14 protein-coding genes are annotated in these 16270 nt (G+C 65.9%); 11 read left to right on the forward strand and 3 right to left on the reverse strand.

The window, feature by feature from the left end; translation table 11 throughout:
* Positions 1–124: 124 nt before the first annotated feature.
* The 3 genes from hisS to hisG are packed head-to-tail and all read left to right on the forward strand — an operon-like array spanning position 125 to position 3674.
* Positions 125–1585: a histidine--tRNA ligase gene (gene hisS / locus BUB39_RS02995; protein ID WP_073052715.1), complete on the forward strand. Its 1461-nt coding sequence runs from the start codon at positions 125–127 to the stop codon at positions 1583–1585.
* Positions 1582–2694, forward strand: coding sequence for an ATP phosphoribosyltransferase regulatory subunit (locus BUB39_RS03000; RefSeq protein ID WP_073051536.1), 1113 nt, complete (start codon positions 1582–1584; stop codon positions 2692–2694). Before hisS ends, BUB39_RS03000 begins: the two co-directional genes overlap by 4 nt.
* Positions 2691–3674: an ATP phosphoribosyltransferase gene (gene hisG, locus BUB39_RS03005; RefSeq protein ID WP_073051537.1), complete on the forward strand. Its 984-nt coding sequence runs from the start codon at positions 2691–2693 to the stop codon at positions 3672–3674. The genes BUB39_RS03000 and hisG overlap by 4 nt, the downstream gene beginning before the upstream one ends.
* A gap of 16 nt (positions 3675–3690) precedes the next feature.
* Here the strand turns inward: hisG and BUB39_RS03010 are convergent, their stop codons facing one another.
* Positions 3691–4338 (reverse strand): DNA-3-methyladenine glycosylase I, encoded by a 648-nt coding sequence (locus tag BUB39_RS03010; RefSeq protein WP_073051538.1) that lies wholly within the window; start codon positions 4336–4338, stop codon positions 3691–3693.
* A 243-nt stretch (positions 4339–4581) separates the two neighbouring features.
* Between BUB39_RS03010 and BUB39_RS03015 the strand changes: the two genes are divergently transcribed.
* The gene (locus tag BUB39_RS03015) at positions 4582–5295 is read left to right on the forward strand and encodes a L,D-transpeptidase (RefSeq protein WP_073051539.1); all 714 of its coding nucleotides are present in this window, start codon (positions 4582–4584) and stop codon (positions 5293–5295) included.
* 97 nt (positions 5296–5392) lie between these two features.
* A complete protein-coding gene (locus BUB39_RS03020; protein WP_244540132.1) occupies positions 5393–6010 on the forward strand; it encodes a L,D-transpeptidase in 618 nt (205 codons plus the stop codon).
* Positions 6011–6055: 45 nt separating this feature from the next.
* Here the strand turns inward: BUB39_RS03020 and BUB39_RS03025 are convergent, their stop codons facing one another.
* Entirely contained in the window at positions 6056–6712 is a 657-nt protein-coding gene (locus BUB39_RS03025) for a TetR/AcrR family transcriptional regulator (RefSeq protein ID WP_175561717.1), read from the reverse strand.
* Positions 6713–6956: 244 nt separating this feature from the next.
* On the opposite strand from BUB39_RS03025, the gene BUB39_RS03030 reads away from it, so the two are divergent.
* The 3 genes from BUB39_RS03030 to BUB39_RS03040 all read left to right on the forward strand — a co-directional run bounded on the left by BUB39_RS03030 (position 6957) and on the right by BUB39_RS03040 (position 11545).
* Positions 6957–8189 carry an HlyD family secretion protein gene (locus tag BUB39_RS03030; RefSeq protein ID WP_073051541.1) on the forward strand — a complete coding sequence of 411 codons (1233 nt, stop codon included), beginning with the start codon at positions 6957–6959 and terminating at the stop codon, positions 8187–8189.
* A gap of 150 nt (positions 8190–8339) precedes the next feature.
* Complete coding sequence (locus BUB39_RS03035; protein WP_073051542.1) at positions 8340–9905, forward strand: DHA2 family efflux MFS transporter permease subunit; 1566 nt, start codon at positions 8340–8342, stop codon at positions 9903–9905.
* A gap of 155 nt (positions 9906–10060) precedes the next feature.
* Positions 10061–11545: an MDR family MFS transporter gene (locus BUB39_RS03040; RefSeq protein WP_073051543.1), complete on the forward strand. Its 1485-nt coding sequence runs from the start codon at positions 10061–10063 to the stop codon at positions 11543–11545.
* Positions 11546–11566: 21 nt separating this feature from the next.
* Here BUB39_RS03040 and BUB39_RS03045 read toward each other — a convergent pair whose 3' ends face one another.
* Complete coding sequence (locus BUB39_RS03045) at positions 11567–12595, reverse strand: KpsF/GutQ family sugar-phosphate isomerase (protein WP_073051544.1); 1029 nt, start codon at positions 12593–12595, stop codon at positions 11567–11569.
* 184 nt (positions 12596–12779) lie between these two features.
* On the opposite strand from BUB39_RS03045, the gene BUB39_RS03050 reads away from it, so the two are divergent.
* The 3 genes from BUB39_RS03050 to BUB39_RS03060 all read left to right on the forward strand — a co-directional run bounded on the left by BUB39_RS03050 (position 12780) and on the right by BUB39_RS03060 (position 16150).
* Positions 12780–14249: an outer membrane beta-barrel protein gene (locus BUB39_RS03050; protein ID WP_073051545.1), complete on the forward strand. Its 1470-nt coding sequence runs from the start codon at positions 12780–12782 to the stop codon at positions 14247–14249.
* Positions 14250–14312: 63 nt separating this feature from the next.
* Complete coding sequence (locus BUB39_RS03055) at positions 14313–14816, forward strand: MarR family winged helix-turn-helix transcriptional regulator (RefSeq protein WP_073051546.1); 504 nt, start codon at positions 14313–14315, stop codon at positions 14814–14816.
* A gap of 122 nt (positions 14817–14938) precedes the next feature.
* Entirely contained in the window at positions 14939–16150 is a 1212-nt protein-coding gene (locus tag BUB39_RS03060) for an MFS transporter (RefSeq protein WP_084526850.1), read from the forward strand.
* Positions 16151–16270 lie beyond the last annotated feature (120 nt).

Here is a 16270-nt window from a genome sequence, read left to right on the forward strand (position 1 = left end):
TTCGTCAAGGCCGTCCCTCGGGGCGGCCTTTTCGTTTGGGGCGGCCAAGGTTGCCCCGAGGGGGTCGATGGGGTACGAAACGCACCGCTCCGGAACCGGGGCGCGCGACACGGGAATGAACGACATGGCCGATATCAAGAAGACGAACGCCCTCAAGGCGCGGCTCCCGCGCGGGCTCGTCGATCGCCATGCCGGCACGATCAAGGCGACGGAGGCCATGGTCGCCAAGATCAAGGAAGTCTACGAGTTGTACGGCTTCGAGCCGGTGGAAACACCGCTGATCGAATATACCGACGCGCTCGGAAAATTCCTGCCCGACCAGGACCGGCCAAACGAGGGCGTGTTCTCGTTCCAGGACGATGACGAGCAGTGGCTGTCGCTGCGCTATGACCTGACCGCGCCGCTCGCCCGCATCGTCGCCGAGAATTTCGACGCGCTGCCGAAGCCCTATCGCAGCTATCGCGCGGGCTGGGTGTTCCGCAACGAGAAGCCCGGCCCTGGCCGCTTCCGTCAGTTCATGCAGTTCGACGCCGACACGATCGGCGCCGCCTCGCCGGCCGCCGACGCCGAGATGTGCATGATGATGGCCGATACGCTGGAGGCACTCGGCCTCGAGCGCGGCCAGTACGTCATCCGCGTCAACAACCGCAAGGTGCTCGATGGCGTCATGGAGGCGATCGGTCTCGCTGGTGACGAGAATGCCGGCCGCCGGCTGACGGTTCTGCGAGCCATCGACAAGCTCGACAAGTTCGGGCCAGAAGGCGTGCGGCTACTGCTCGGCGCCGGCCGTAAGGATGAGAGCGGCGATTTCACGAAGGGCGCGGGGCTGGACGAGGCTGCCATCGACAAGGTGGTCTCGCGACTGACCGCCGAGGCTGGCGCTTCAGCCGACGCGACGGGAATTGAAGCGGAAGGGCTGCGCGAACTTTCAGAAATCCAGTCACTCATCAGCGCAGCGGGCTATGGCCCCGACCGCATCAAGATCGATCCCTCCGTCGTCCGCGGCCTCGAATACTACACCGGTCCCGTCTTCGAGGCTGAGTTGCTGTTTGAGACCGTCAACGACAAGGGCGAGCCGGCGCGGTTTGGCTCGATCGGCGGCGGCGGGCGCTATGACGGGCTGGTCGGGCGGTTTCGCTCGGAAAGCGTGCCGGGCACCGGCTTCTCGATCGGCGTCTCCCGCCTGATGGCGGCGCTGACGGCGCTTGGCAAGATTTCCACCATGCCCGAGCCCGGCCCCGTTGTCGTGACGGTGTTCGACCGCGACCGCATGGGCGACTACCAGCGCATGGTGAAGCAGATCCGCGACGCCGGCATCCGCGCCGAGCTTTATCTCGGCGGCTCCGGCCCGAAGGCGCAGCTCAAATATGCTGACAAGCGCAACAGCCCCTGCGTGATCATCCAGGGCGGCGATGAGCTGGCCAAGGGCGTCGTGCAGATCAAGGATCTCGCGCTCGGCAAGCAGATGTCGACTGAGATCACCGACAATGCCGCCTGGCGCGAGGGCCGCCCGGCGCAGCAGGAGGTGGCCGAGGCCGACATGGTCGAAGCCGTCCGCCGCATCGTCGAAGGAGGGACCGCATGACCGTCGACAGCGCGCCGCTGCGCATCCTGCTGTCCGAGGCCGGCTATCGCTTCATCGATCCGCCGATCCTCTCGGACGCCACCGTCTTCCTTGAAGTCGCGGGCGAGGACCTCCGCCGCCGGCTCTACATGACCTCGGGTGTCGATGGGCGCGAACTCTGCCTGCGCCCGGAATTCACGATTCCCGTCTGCCTGCACCACCTCGCGACCGGCGATGCGCATCGCATGGCCGACTATGCCTATATCGGGCCGGTGTTCCGTCACCGGGTCGGCGCCAGCGGCGAATTCCATCAGGCCGGCATCGAATCGCTCGGCCGGACGGATCGTGTCACGGCCGATGCCGACGTTCTCGCGCTCGCCATCGACGCGGTAGGGCTCTACGGCATCGAGGCGCCCGAGGTCAGGATCGGCGACTCCTTGCTGTTTTCGGCCGTGATTGATGCGCTCGGCATCGCGCAGGTCTGGAAGCGTCGCCTCGCACGCGCCTTCGGCGACGATGCGCGGCTGGATGCTGCGATCGAGCGGCTTTCGGGCGGCAAGTCGGCGGAAGCGCCGGCGCATGCCGGCTTCCTCTCGGCCCTCGACGGCACCGACCATGAGGCGGCCCATCGGATCGTCGAAGACCTCCTGTCGATCGCCGGCATTCGTTCGGTCGGTGGGCGTACGGCCGGCGAGATCGCCGATCGTTTCCTCGAACAGTCGTCTCTCGCCGCCGGCGCCGGGCTCGACGATCGCGCCCGTTCGGTGATTGGCCGCTTCCTCGGCGTTTCCGGAACGCCGGAGGCGGCGCTTGCTGACCTGCGGAGCCTCGCCACGGACGAGAATATCGAGATGGCCGGCGTGCTCGACAGTTTCGAGAAGCGTTCGGAGGGCCTCGCGCGCCGCGGCATCGACATCGGGCGGCTGCATTTTGCGGCGGGCTTTGGCCGCCGGCTCGATTATTATTCGGGCTTCGTCTTCGAAATCCACGATCCCGCCAGCATCGGCGACCAGCCCGTCGTGGGCGGCGGCCGCTATGACCGCTTGCTGCCGGCGCTCGGCGCCAAGGCGAGCGTGCCGGCCGTCGGGTTCGCCCTCTGGCTCGACCGTGTGAAGGAGCAGGCCCGATGACCGCCCCGCTCGTCCTCGCCGTTCCCTCCAAGGGCCGGCTGCAGGAAAACGCCAACGCTTTCTTCACCCGCGCCGGCCTTCCCGTGCAGCAGGCTGGCAGCGAACGCTCCTATCGCGGCCGCATCGCCGGCCTCGGCGATGTCGAGGTCGCCTATCTCTCGGCATCCGAGATCACGCGCGAGCTGGCCGCCGGAACCGTGCATCTTGGCATCACCGGCCGCGACCTCGTCGAAGAGGAAGTACCGGATTTCGCGGAGCGGCTCGATCTCGTCCTGCCGCTCGGTTTCGGCCATGCCGATGTCGTCGTCGCCGTGCCCGAGGGCTGGATCGACGTTCGGAGCATGGCCGATCTCGATGACGTCGCCGCGGATTTCCGCCCCCGCCATGGCCGTTGGCTCACCGTCGCCACCAAATATGTCAACCTGACCCGGCGCTTCTTCCATCAGCACGGCATCGCCGACTATCGCATCGTCGAAAGCCTCGGCGCGACCGAGGGCGCGCCGGCATCCGGCGCCGCCGACCTGATCGTGGACATCACGACGACCGGTTCGACGCTTTCGGCCAACGCGCTCAAGGTCATCGGTGACGGCGTCATCCTGCGCTCGGAAGCGCATCTCGTCGCCTCGATCGCCGCCAACTGGAGCGGCGGTGCCCGCGGCGCGCTGCGCACCATCCTCGACCGGATCGAGGCCGAAGCCGCCGGCCGGTCGCTGCGCGAGATCCGCGCCGACGTCATCGACGGCGAGGGTGCCGCGATGGTCGCGCTCGACCGTTTCGGCGCCACCGCACCGTTCGGCACCGCGCTCGGGCCTTTGACGCTGCATTGCCCGGCGTCCAAGGTCTACCAGTGCGCCGAATGGCTCCGCACCGGCGCCGGCGCGCGCAGCGTCACGGTCACGCGGCTCGAGATGGTGTTCTCCGCCACCAGCCCGCTCGCGGCACGCCTGCTCGGCCGCCTCGACGGCCAGATGCCGGCCTAAGGCCGGGCTCAGTCCCTCACCGGCCCCTGCGGACCGGGGGGACCAGCTCGGCGCGCAGCTTCAGGGCTTCGCTCCGGCAGGGGCAGCCTTCGAGGTGGTCGTTGACGAGCCCCATTGCCTGCATGAAGGCATAGACGGTTGTCGGGCCGACGAAGCTCCAGCCGCGCTTCTTGAGGTCTTTCGACATGCGGATCGAGGCAGGCGAGGTCGAGGCGGCGGTGAGGGCCGCGCGATCGAACCGCGTCGGACGCTCGGCAGCCGCCGGCTCGAAGCTCCACACATAGGCGGCAAGCGAGCCCTCTGTCCCAATGAGATCGAGCGCGCGGCGGGCATTGTTAATGGTCGAGGCGATCTTGCCGCGATGACGGACGATGCCGGCATCGCCCAGCAGCCGCTCGATATCGGCGTCGCCGAATTCGGCCACCGCAGCGGGCTCGAAATTCGCGAAAGCGCGGCGGAAATTCTCGCGCTTGCGCAGGATCGTCAGCCATGAGAGGCCCGACTGGAAGCCTTCGAGGCAGAGCTTCTCGAACAGCCGGCGATCCTCCGTCACCGGCCGCCCCCATTCCGCGTCGTGATAGGCCTCATAGTCGACGAGCCCGCTGCTCCACCAGCAGCGCGCCCGCCCGTCTGTTCCCGCGACAAGCCCGTCCGCAAGCTCCATCTCGACCCCCGTTCGATGTTTGTTCTTGTCTAGCGCGACTCCCGCCAAGGCTGCAAGCGGCGGCGCGTTAACCCGAAATTCACCATGGTGCGAGCTGGAACGGCGCGTTCATCCTTCTTTTCCAGCCTGTGCCTCAGTCTTGCCTCGAAGCCGGAGCGCCGCGTGCGACCGGCCCGAGACCTGGGCATTGGTGTGCCCGCCTGTCGCAACCCCGTCGCCAGACGCCTTGTGTCGAGTACGTCCATGCGAAGCCTTTTCCTGTCCGCAGCCGTTGCGGCCGTCGTCGCCCTCCCCGCCTCGGCCCAGGCCAACGACCGCTATGTGCCGCGTCCGCCCGTGATGCTCAGCCCTGATCTGTCGGAGCCCTGGCTGCTGCAATATGCGCCGGGCAAGAAGCGCCCGGTCATATCCCAGCGCACGGTGCGCCAGCCGGTGGCGCCGGTCATGGTCTCCAGCATCACGCCGGTGCCGATCCCGCAGCAGCGCGCGGCAAAGCCCGCCAGCCGGCAGTTTGACCCGGCCTTCCTGCCCACGGTCATCGCCTATAACGGCCCCGAAAGGCCGGGCACGATCATCATCGACACCAATGCCCGCTATCTCTATCTCGTCGAGGCTGGCGGCCAGGCGCGCCGCTACGGCGTCGGCGTCGGCAAGCCCGGCTTCGAATGGGCCGGCGAGCATCGGATCACGCGCAAGGCCGAGTGGCCCGGCTGGACGCCGCCGCCGGAAATGCGCAAGCGCCGCCCGGGCCTGCCGGTTCACATGGAGGGCGGCCCCAACAATCCGCTCGGCGCCCGCGCGATGTATCTCGGATCAACGCTTTATCGCATCCACGGCTCGAATGAGCCCTGGTCGATTGGCAAGGCCGTCTCGTCGGGCTGCATCCGCATGCGCAACGAGGACGTGACCGATCTCTATGCGCGGGTGGGCGTCGGAACGCGCGTCATCGTCATGTGATCCGCGTCGCTTGCCGCGGCCGGCAGGGTTTTTTATCGTCCAGATCGCAGCCGTGTCCTCGACAGGCTGCGCTGAAGACCAAGAAACGGAGGGTTGGATGGCTGGCTGGCATATGATTCGGATGGCCGCCCTTGCGGCAGCGATCACGCTGACGGCGGGGGATGCGCATGCCGAGGGCTTCTTCCGCAAGCTCTTTTCAGGCGGCTTCGACCTCCAGCCCGTCGAGGCGGTGCCAGGCGCGGCGGTGCCGATGAAATACAAACGCCAGCGCGTGCGCTACGTCACCGACGCAGCGCCGGGCACGATCATTATCGATTCGGATGCCAAGTTCCTCTACCTCGTCGAAGGCGACAACCGGGCCATGCGCTATGGCGTCGGTGTCGGGCGCGAGGGCTTCGGCTGGCAGGGTCAGGTGAAGGTCGGCCGCAAGGCGGAATGGCCCACCTGGACGCCGCCGCCGGAAATGCGCCAACGCGAGAAGCAGAGGGGCCGCATCCTGCCCGTCTCGATGAAGGGTGGACCGCAAAACCCGCTCGGCGCCCGCGCGATGTATCTTTATGACGGCGGCCGCGACACGATGTTCCGCATCCATGGCACCAGCGAGCCCTGGACCATCGGGCACAACGTGTCGTCGGGCTGCATCCGCATGGTCAACAACGACGTTTCCGACCTCTATGAGCGGACGCCGATCGGCACAAAAGTCATCGTGCGCTGACGCACATTGAGCGTTGCGGCCGGCCAGAGGCCGGCGCGCAGACGCTCAGGCCGTCGCTGGCTTGCCGTATACCTTCATGAAGAAGGAAACGGCACGCGCCACGCGCTGCCGGATCTCGTCGGGGTCCGGTGTCGAGATGATCCCGAACAGAAGCTTCCGCAGCACGCCGGTCTGGGCGAGTTCCATGAACTGCGAAGCAGCAAGCTCGCAATCCTCGATCTCCAGCACGCCCGCTTTGACCTGGACTGCCAGATAGGCCGCGATCTGCTCGGCGCACAGCGCCGGGCCGCGGCCGTAGAACTCCGCGCCGATCTCAGGCATTCGGTTGACGATCGAGAAGACCGTCCGCATCGCCCGAACGTAATAAGGACGGGTCAGGATCTCGACCAGACGCGTGCCGCAATCGGTCAACACGGCCGCGACGTCATGGTTATCAAGGTCGAGCTGGATGACGCTGAACAGTTCTTCGCGCTTCTCGGTTGAGATCAGCTCGACGAACAGGTGCTCCTTGTCCTCGAAATAAACATAGAGCGTCCCCTTGGACACGCCGGCAACGCGGGCGATGTCGTTCATGCTCGCCGCGTCGAAGCCCTTCTCGAGAAAGACGGCCCGCGCGCCGTCGAGAATCTGCCTGCGCTTGCGCGGATCATGGCCGGCGGCCCCCTGGTCGGCGACCATCAGCTCGGCTTCGGCACTGATCACGTCCATTTCCTCTCTACCGCGCTCGCGGCCTTTCACAAAAGTAGAGCGGATGCGGCCCTGACAGTTGGGAAGGCTAGCAAAAACATTCTCCCCTACCAACCCAGATGACGCCCATACGAGCCGTCATCGTAGAAAAAATGACCGAACCGTTCAGTTCGATCTTGATCTAAGCGTCCTGCTCCGCTAAATCAAGCACCAACTGACCGAACCGTTCGGTCAATCGAGTTCTTCCAAGGAGCGGGCCATGGCAAAAATCGCCCTCGTCGAGGACGCCGGAGATACCGGATCGAGCGATCTGGCACCGGCGCAACGCAAGACCGCCGAGGCGCCGGCTTCACCGACGCCTGCGGCACCGCCCGTTCATGAGCCTGCTCCGACGCCCGCCGCGCAGCAGCCGCTTGCGCCAGCCGAGAAGCCGCCTGCCAAGGGTGGTCGGCGCCGCGTGATTCTGGGCGCGGTCGCGCTGATCGCCATCCTCGCCGGCAGCTATTACGGCCATGAATGGTGGACCACCGGACGCTTCATGATTTCGACCGATGATGCCTATGTCGGCGCGGACTCCTCCGTCGTGGCGCCGCGCATCGCGGGTTATGTCGCCAACGTGACGGCAGTCGACAATGCCTCGGTCAAGGTGGGCGATCCGCTCGTCTATCTCGATGATTCCGACCAGAAGGTCGCGATCACCGCCGCGGAGAATCAGATCGCTTCGCAGCAGGCTTCGCTCGATCGCATCGACAAGCAGATCGCCGCCGCAAAGACGGCCGTGGACCAGGCCAAGGCATCGATCACCTCGGCTGAAGCGGACCGCGAGCTTTCGATTGCCGACTTCAATCGCGCGACGCAGCTGAATGCCAGCCAGTTCGCCAGCAAGCAGTCGGTCGATCAGGCGAAGGCCACCAACGACAAGGCAGCAGCCGCGGTCGAATCGGCGAAGGCCGGTCTCGCATCGGCGGAGGCCAATGTCGCGGTGCTGGTCGCGCAGCGCGTGGAGGCTGAACGCCAGCTCGACCAGTATCGCACCACGCTCGACCAGCGGAAGCTCGACCTCGACCGGACGATCGTTCGTGCGCCCTTCGACGGCGTTGTCGGCAATCGTGCGGTCCAGCCGGGCGAGTACGTCGCCGCGGGCCAGCGCCTGCTGGCACTTGTTCCGCTGACCGAGGTCTATATCGACGCAAACTTCAAGGAAACTCAGCTCGCCGGCATCCGGCCGGGCGCGGTTGCCCATGTCACGGTCGATGCAGCCGATGGCGAAGGCTTCGAAGGCAAGGTGGTGAGCGTCGCCCCGGCATCAGGTTCCGTGTTCAGCCTGCTGCCGCCCGACAATGCGACGGGCAATTTCACCAAGATCACGCAGCGCGTGCCGGTCCGCATTGCCGTGCCCGCCTCAGTGATCGCTGGCGGAGCGCTGCGCCCCGGCCTTTCGGTCACCGTCGAAATCGACAAGCGCACCGGACAGGGCGCCGTCGCCAATTGACGCAAGAATCCTCCCCCGGGAGGTAAAGAGAGGGGAAACATCCGCGGTCCCTACCCCGGCGGCTGTTTCCCCTCGACTTTGATTTGATCGTTCACAAGAACGCCGGAAAGGCCGCTCGCCGACCGCCGACGCGAATTCCGGAGCACGGCCATGGCCGGACCAGCCGCATTCGAACAGCCCGTGATGACGCCCCGGCGAATCCTCGGATTTGTCGCCATGTGCGTCGGCATGTTCATGGCGATCCTCGATATCCAGATCGTCTCGTCGTCGCTCGCCGAGATCCAGGCCGGCCTCTCGGCCTCTTCGTCCGAAGTGTCGTGGGTCCAGACCGCCTATCTAATCGCCGAGATCGTGATGATCCCGCTGTCGGGCTTCCTCGGGCGTGCGCTCTCGACGCGCTACCTGTTCGCCGTGGCCGCCGGCGGATTTGCCATCACCTCGATTGGCTGCTCGACCGCCAACTCGATCACCGAGATGATCATCTGGCGTGGCCTGCAGGGCTTCATCGGTGGCGGCATGATCCCGTCGGTGTTCGCGGCAGCCTTCACGATCTTCCCGAAGAACCGGCAGGCGATGGTCTCAGCGATCGTCGGGCTGATCGCGACGCTCGCGCCGACAATTGGCCCGACGATCGGCGGCTATCTCACCAACCTCTTTTCCTGGCACTGGCTGTTCCTCGTCAACGTCCTGCCCGGCATTGCGGTCACCATCGGCGTGCTCACCTGCGTCGACTGGGACAAGCCTAACCTCAAGCTGCTGAACCATTTCGACTTTTTTGGCCTCGCGACGCTCGCGGCGTTTCTCGGCAGCCTTGAATATGTGCTCGAGGAAGGTTCGACCAATGACTGGTTCCAGGATGAGACGATCTCCATTCTCGCCGTCGTCGCGGTCGTCGCCGGCATTGCCTTCTTCTGGCGCGTGCTGACGGCGAAGGAGCCGATCGTCGACGTCCGGGCCTTCAACAACCGCAATTTCGCGACCGGCTCGCTGTTCTCATTCATGCTCGGCGTCGGCCTCTATGGCCTCGTCTATCTCTACCCGGTCTATCTCGCCCGGGTACGCGGCTATGATTCGCTACAGATCGGCGAGACGATGTTCGTCACCGGCATCTTCATGATGATCACGGCGCCGATCGCCGGCAATCTGGCGCAGCGGCTCGACCCGCGCGTGATGATGGCGGCGGGATTGTCACTGTTCGCGATCTCCTGCCTCGAACTGGTGCCAATCACCAAGGACTGGGCCTTCACCGAACTCTTCATCCCCCAGGCGCTGCGCGGCGTCGCGCTGATGACCTCGATGATCCCGGTTTCAATGCTGGCGCTTGGAACACTGCCGCCGGAGCGGATCAAGAATGCGTCGGGCCTTTTCAACCTCACGCGAAATCTCGGCGGCGCAGTTGGCCTCGCCGTGATCACGACACTGCTCAACGATCGTTGGGACCTGCACATTGCCCGCCTGCATGAAGCGGTGACCTGGAGCAGCACTGCGGCGACCGAACGGTTTACCGCTTTGTCCCGCGGCTTCTCCGCGCTCGGCTCCAATGCCGAACTTGCTGCGCTGCAGACGATTGCGCAATCGGCCAAGCGCGAGGCTCTCGTGATGGCGTTTTCCGACGTGTTCCTCGTCCTAGCGGTGATCTTCGCCGCGATCGTTCTCCTCGTCCCGCTCGCCCAGAAGCCGGGCGCGAGGGCCGCGGCGGCGGGCGGAGGCCACTGACGAACGCCAATGCGGAGCGGCGAGGGAACGACAAAGTTCCGCCGCTCCGCATTGAGAAGGCGCCCATGCCGCGCTATTATCTGGTGACCTTACGGACCGTCCCCAGCTGCGTGCCTCATTAAGGCGCGGCGGCCTCAATCAAGTTTGGCCATTTCATGGATGCTTCTGTCTCGACCCGGGCCGAACCCGCGCCGCTCGATCACGCCACCGTCCGAACGATCATCATCGGGATCATGCTGGCGATGTTTCTCGCCGCGCTCGACCAGACGATCGTCGCCACGGCGCTGCCAACGATCGGACGGGAGCTCGGCGATCTTCAGAACATCTCGTGGGTGGTGACAGCCTATCTGCTGTCTTCAACCGCGGCGACTCCTCTCTACGGCAAGATCAGCGACATCCATGGACGGCGGACCACGCTGCTCGCCGCCATCGTGATCTTCATGATCGGCTCGATCGCCTGCGCCCTCGCGCCGACCATGTTCGCGCTCATCGTCGCCCGGTTTGTCCAGGGCCTTGGCGGCGGCGGCCTGATTTCTCTTGCCCAGACCATCACGGCCGACGCGGTATCGCCCAGGGAACGCTCTCGTTACATGGGCTATTTCGGCGTCGTCTTCGCCCTGTCGAGCGTGGCGGGACCGGTGCTGGGCGGCGTCATATCCCAGTCGGTCGGCTGGGCGGCGATCTTCTGGATCAATGTCCCGCTCGGCGCGCTGGCCTTCTTCATGACCTATAACGCGCTGAAGAAGCTGCCGCGGCACGAGCGCGCCCACAAGCTCGACTATGCCGGCGCCTGCCTCCTGGTGATTGCAGCCGTCCTGCTTTTGCTGGCACTGAGCTGGGGCGGCGTCGTCTATCCCTGGGCTTCGCGCGAGATCATCGGCCTCCTTGCCGGCTCGATCGTGGCTTGGGTGCTGTTCGCCTATCGGCTGATGAAGGCGCCCGAGCCTTTCCTGCCGCTCGGCGTGCTCGGAGACCGCGTCGTCGCCAGCGCCACGCTCGCCGGCTTCTTCGGCATCGGTACCATGGTCGGCCTCTCGATCTATCTGCCACTGTTCTTCCAGGCGGTGCTGCACATGAACGCCGCCGAATCGGGCTTTGCGCTGATCCCGCTTTCCGTCGGCACCGTCGCCGGCGCGCAGACATCCGGCCTGATCATGGCCCGGGTCCGCCACTACAAGCGGGCGCCGATGATCGGGCTCTCCATCAGCATTCTCGCGATGATCGCCATGACGATCACGGCAGGCCAGTTGCCGATGTTCGGCATGGAAATCCTGCTCGTCATCATCGGCGCGGGGCTTGGAACGCTGTTCCCGGTCACCGTCGTCGCGGTGCAGAACGCCGTCGCGCCGCATCACATGGGCACGGCGACCGGCACGGTGAATTTTATGCGCGCCCTCGGCAGCGCCATCCTCGTCGCGACCTTCGGCGCCATCTTCCTGGCCGGCGTCGGCGCGACCGGCGGCGTCTCCGTCGAAACCCTCATCGCCAGCACCGGGTCGGGCGTTTCGCTCGCCGACGCATTCCGCGGCATTTTCGCGGCTGCGACGGCCTGCATCATCATCGCCTTCCTGCTGCTGCTCATGATGGAAGAGCGGCCGCTGCGTGGTGGGGAGCGTCCGACGACGGTGGTGCTCGACTGAAGACGGTGGCTAGCCGGAGCCCTACGCGACGCCGATCCGCAGCAGATCGTGCATATGCAGGATGCCGAGCGGAAGGCCGTCCTCGACCACAAAGAAGGCCGTGATCCGGGTCGTGTTGAGCAGGTCGATTGCGGTGCCGACCAACATGTCGGGCGGGATCGTCTTCGGCGCACGCGTCATAACCGCCTCGACAGTACGTGTCAGGAGGTCCGGCCCGATATGACGGCGGAGGTCGCCATCGGTGACGATGCCGACCAGGCGGCCTGCCTCATCGACGATGCCGATACAGCCGAAGCGCTTCGCCGACATCTCGCCGATGGCATCGCCCATCAGCGTGCCGAGCGGCGCGAGTGGCATCGCTTCGCCGGCATGCATCACCGCGGTCACGAAATGCAGGCTGGCACCGAGCTTGCCGCCGGGATGGAACAGGCGGAAATCCTGCGCCGTGAAGCCATGCGCCTCGAGCAGCGCAATGGCGAGCGCGTCGCCGAGCGCAAGCTGCATCACGGCAGACGTCGTCGGCGCGAGACCATGCGGACAGGCCTCCTCGGCGCGCGGAAGCAGAAGGACATGGCTCGCCTGGCGCGCCAACGAGCTTTCGGGATTGGCAGTGATCGCGACGAGCGGGTTCCGAAAGCGGCCGGCATATTCGACGATCGGTCGTAGCTCGGCCGTCTCGCCCGACCAGGACAGCGCCAGGATGACGTCGTCTTCCGCCGCCACCATGCCGAGGTCGCCATGGCTGGCCTCGGCGGCGTGAACGAAGAAGGCGGGCGTACCGGTTGAGGCGAGCGTTGCCGCGATCTTGACGCCGACATGGCCGCTCTTGCCGACGCCAGTCACGACGACGCGGCCCCTCGCGGCTCGGATCAGATCGACCACCGCCGCGAAGTCGGCAGCCAGATCGCCTTCCAGCGCGCGCGCAAGCTCCGAAAGGCCGGCCTGCTCGCTCGCGACCGTCCGGAGCGCCGAGGCGACCGCATCGACGGCCTGCTTTCCGCCGGATGCCTGATCACTCGCCAGCCTGGAGACCTGCCGCTCGGAACCCATCGCGTTCTCCGCACTCAACCCGTTCATCGAAGCGATCGTTTAGCACGCGGCGCGGCGAAAATCGCCCGCCGGTCGCAGCGGCCGGCGACAACCTTCTCTTAACCAAGCCCGTTTACATTTCGGAAACCATAAGGCCGGGCCATGCATGGCCTGAAGCCGTGCGGGCAAGGACACGACAAGGCCGATGCACGTCATCCACCGGACACTTCTGTCGGCGACGCTGATCGTGGCGCTTGCACCGATGCCGGTGGCGCGCGCGCAGAATGTCGCGAGCGGCAGCGGCCCGGGCATTGCCTTCGATACGAGCGACGACTTCTCGTCACTACGCGGCACGGATTCCGGCCAGCCGGTCGAGATCTCGAACCAGCAGGGCATCGACGCTACCGACGACAGCCTGACGACGACGGCCCCCGACCTTGCCGAAGATGGCAAAGTGACGCGCGTGCAGGGCGTTCAGCCCATCACGGGCAACGAGGAGGAAGGCGCGACCAAGCGGAGCAAGACGGCCGATGCGCGGGATGAAACCGCCTATGATCCGACGGGCATCCGCCTCGGCAGCTTCATCCTGCTGCCGGCAGTGGAACTGAGGGGCGGCTATACCTCGAACGCCGCACAGTCGTCGACGGGCCGCCCATCCGGGACGATCACCGTCGCACCGGACATCCTCCTGAAGTCCGACTGGACCTCGAACGAATTCCAGTTTCGCCTGAAGGGCGACTACGAATATTTCACCGACACCAGCGTCAAGCCGGATTCGAACCTCTATGTCGAGGCCAACGGCCGGATCGACCTGCCGAGCGACTGGGCGCTGCGGCTGAAGGCCGACTACATCTACGATACCCAGTCGAGCAGCCAGTTCGGCTATCCCGAGGGGGTCCAAAACCCGCCGGGGATCAACACCTATGATGCCGGCGCGACGCTCGACGGCAGCGTCGGGCGCACCGTCCTGCAGCTGCGCGGGACGGCGACTTATACCGCCTACGATCCGCTGCAGGTCGACAACACGTCCGTGACGCAGGCCTATCTCGACAACACGCTGATCAACACCGCGGCGCGCATCGGCTACCAGTGGACGCCGACCATTGCGCCCTTCGTCGAGGCGGAGCTTTCCAACCGCTTCTTCGAAAATCCGACTGATCCATCAGGCTACAGCCGCAACAGCCGGGGCATCACGCTGCGCGGCGGCATCGCCTATTCGGCCGCTCCGATCCTCAAGGGCGAAATCGCACTCGGCTGGCGGCACGAGACCTATGACGATTCGCAGTTCGCGCCGTTCGACCTGCCGACCATCGACGCCTCGCTGATCTGGTCGCCCTCGCCGCTGACCCAGGTCGCCTTCGTCGCGGCGACCTATGTCGACCCTGCGACCAATATCGATGCATCCAGCACCATCGTCTACGATCTCGGCCTCTCAGTGGAGCGCTATGTGCGGCGCAATTTCACGCTCGCGGCCGACATCGGCTGGCAGCACCAGCACTATATCGACGCCGACGTGAACGAGATCACCTACGAAGCCGGCCTCCAGGGGACATGGAAGTTGAACCGCGAGGCCTGGATCGTCGGCCGCCTCGAGCAGCAGTATTTCGCCAGCGCCGTCGAGGGCGGCAGCTATCCAACCACTACGGCGACGATCGGGCTTCGCTTGCAGCGCTGACTGGCGCATGAATGCTTTGCCGTGTCATCTAGCGGACATGATCTTCGGCGAAGGTAAGCCATCATGGCATTCAACCATCGTAAGACCGTCACCTTCCGTCTCGCGCAGACCGCCCGCGCCGCGCGCGGCCGTTCGGGCAGCCATCTCGTGCGCATCGGCCTGCACCCTGGCCAGGAGAGCGTCCTCAAGGCGCTCGCCGAACAGGACGGGCTGTCGATGAGCCAGCTCGCGCAGACACTTTCCGTGCAGCCGCCGACCGTCACCAAGATGGTGAGCCGGCTCGCGGCGCAAGGCTATGTCGAGCGGCGGGCCTCGACGGGCGATGGCCGCCAGGCCCATGTCTTCCTCACCAGCCAGGGCCACGACACGATCGCCGATGTCGATCGCGGCTGGAAGCGGCTGGAAAAGGAAGCGTTGGCCGGCATCGACGAGAAGGACGTGAAGCGGCTGCGCAAGCTGCTGCGTCAAATCGAGAAGAACCTCTCCATCACCGCGGAAGAGCCTGACGAGCCGGTCGAGGACGAGATCGAAGACGCCGCGATCGAACGGACGGTCGAGACCGTCTGATCGTTCCGCCGCGCCGAATGGCCGCGTGCGGTCTCAGGCGCGCCATCCTATAAGGGGCACCCGATTATCGGACAAACGACGCCGCCATCGGCGATTGCTGTCGTCCCGCGCCCTGGAATGCCGTGTCCCGTCCGCGCAACATCCCGGCTCGCAGCTTCGTCGCGCTCGCCATCATGGTCGCGCTGCTAAACAGCACGGCCGCCTCGCCGCTTTACGGCGTCTATCGGGCCCACTGGTCGCTCGATACCTTCACCATCAGTGCCATCTTCGCTGTCTATGCCGGCGGTACGCTTCTGTCGCTGCTCTTGCTCGGCCGCCTGTCCGACCGGTTGCGAGACCGGCGCATCGCCATTGCCGGCGCGCTGCTGATTGTCATCGCCGGTGCCCTGGTCTTCGGCACCGCCACGGATCTCCACGCCCTGTTCGTCGGCCGCTTTCTTGCCGGCTTTGGAACCGGCGCGGTGACCGGCGCGGCAAATGCGGCGCTGATCGAGCTTGATCCCCGGCTCGACGCCCGCCGCTCGGCCGTGCTGGCGACGTCGGTGTTCACGATCGGCTGCGCGGTCGGCCCTGCCATATCGTCGCTTTGCCTGGCGCTCGACCTCGATCCGCTGCGCCTGCCCTTCCTGGTCATCGCTGCCCTCGCCCTGGTCGCTCTCGCCGGTCTTGCCATCGTTCCGTGGCGCCCGGTTCGTTTCACGGCGCCAACCGGGCCGATCGACGTCACCAGCCCCGCCGCCAGCACGCCACGCCTGGCAGCCTTCTCGATCGCCGCCGCCGCCGTCTTTATCGCCTGGGCGGTCGGATCGAGTTTCGCCTCGCTCGGTCCGAGCTTTGTCCACGAGTTGCTGCACATGCCGTCGATGGCGGCCGCCGGACTGATCGTCACTATCTTCCAGCTCGTCGGCGGCCTCAGCCAGATCGCCGCGGGGCGGCTTTCCTCCGATCGCGCCCTCATTGCTGGCACGGTGATCGTCGCTGCCGCGACACTGGCATGCCTCATCGCGATCGAGGCGGCGAGCGCAGTCGGCTTCGTCGCGGGTACCGTGCTGATCGGCATCGGTTATGGCGCCGCCTTTGTCGGAGCTGCAGGCGTCGTCAACCGCATCGCGCCGCCGGACCGTCGCGCGGCGTTCGTCTCGGCCTTCTATGTGATCGCCTACCTCGCCAACTGCCTGCCGGTTCTGCTGCTCGGTTGGCTCGGCGATCTCTTTGGCCTCGCCGGGGCCTTTCTCGCACTGACTATCTTCGCCGCCCTCGCCACGGTGATCGTGGTTCCGGCCGCGATCGTCGTCCTGAAGCCCGCGCGCCAGATCCGCCGACCCGTAACCTGACCCTGCGGACTGCCTAAGCCTGACGGCGCACGACCCCAACGCGACGCCAAAGCTGTGGCGCCCAATGGTGACTGAAACTCGGGCCTATCCGCGCTATCCAATATAGGGTACACCCCTATC

The organism is Kaistia soli DSM 19436 (assembly GCF_900129325.1).
In the GTDB taxonomy this organism is placed as follows: domain Bacteria; phylum Pseudomonadota; class Alphaproteobacteria; order Rhizobiales; family Kaistiaceae; genus Kaistia; species Kaistia soli.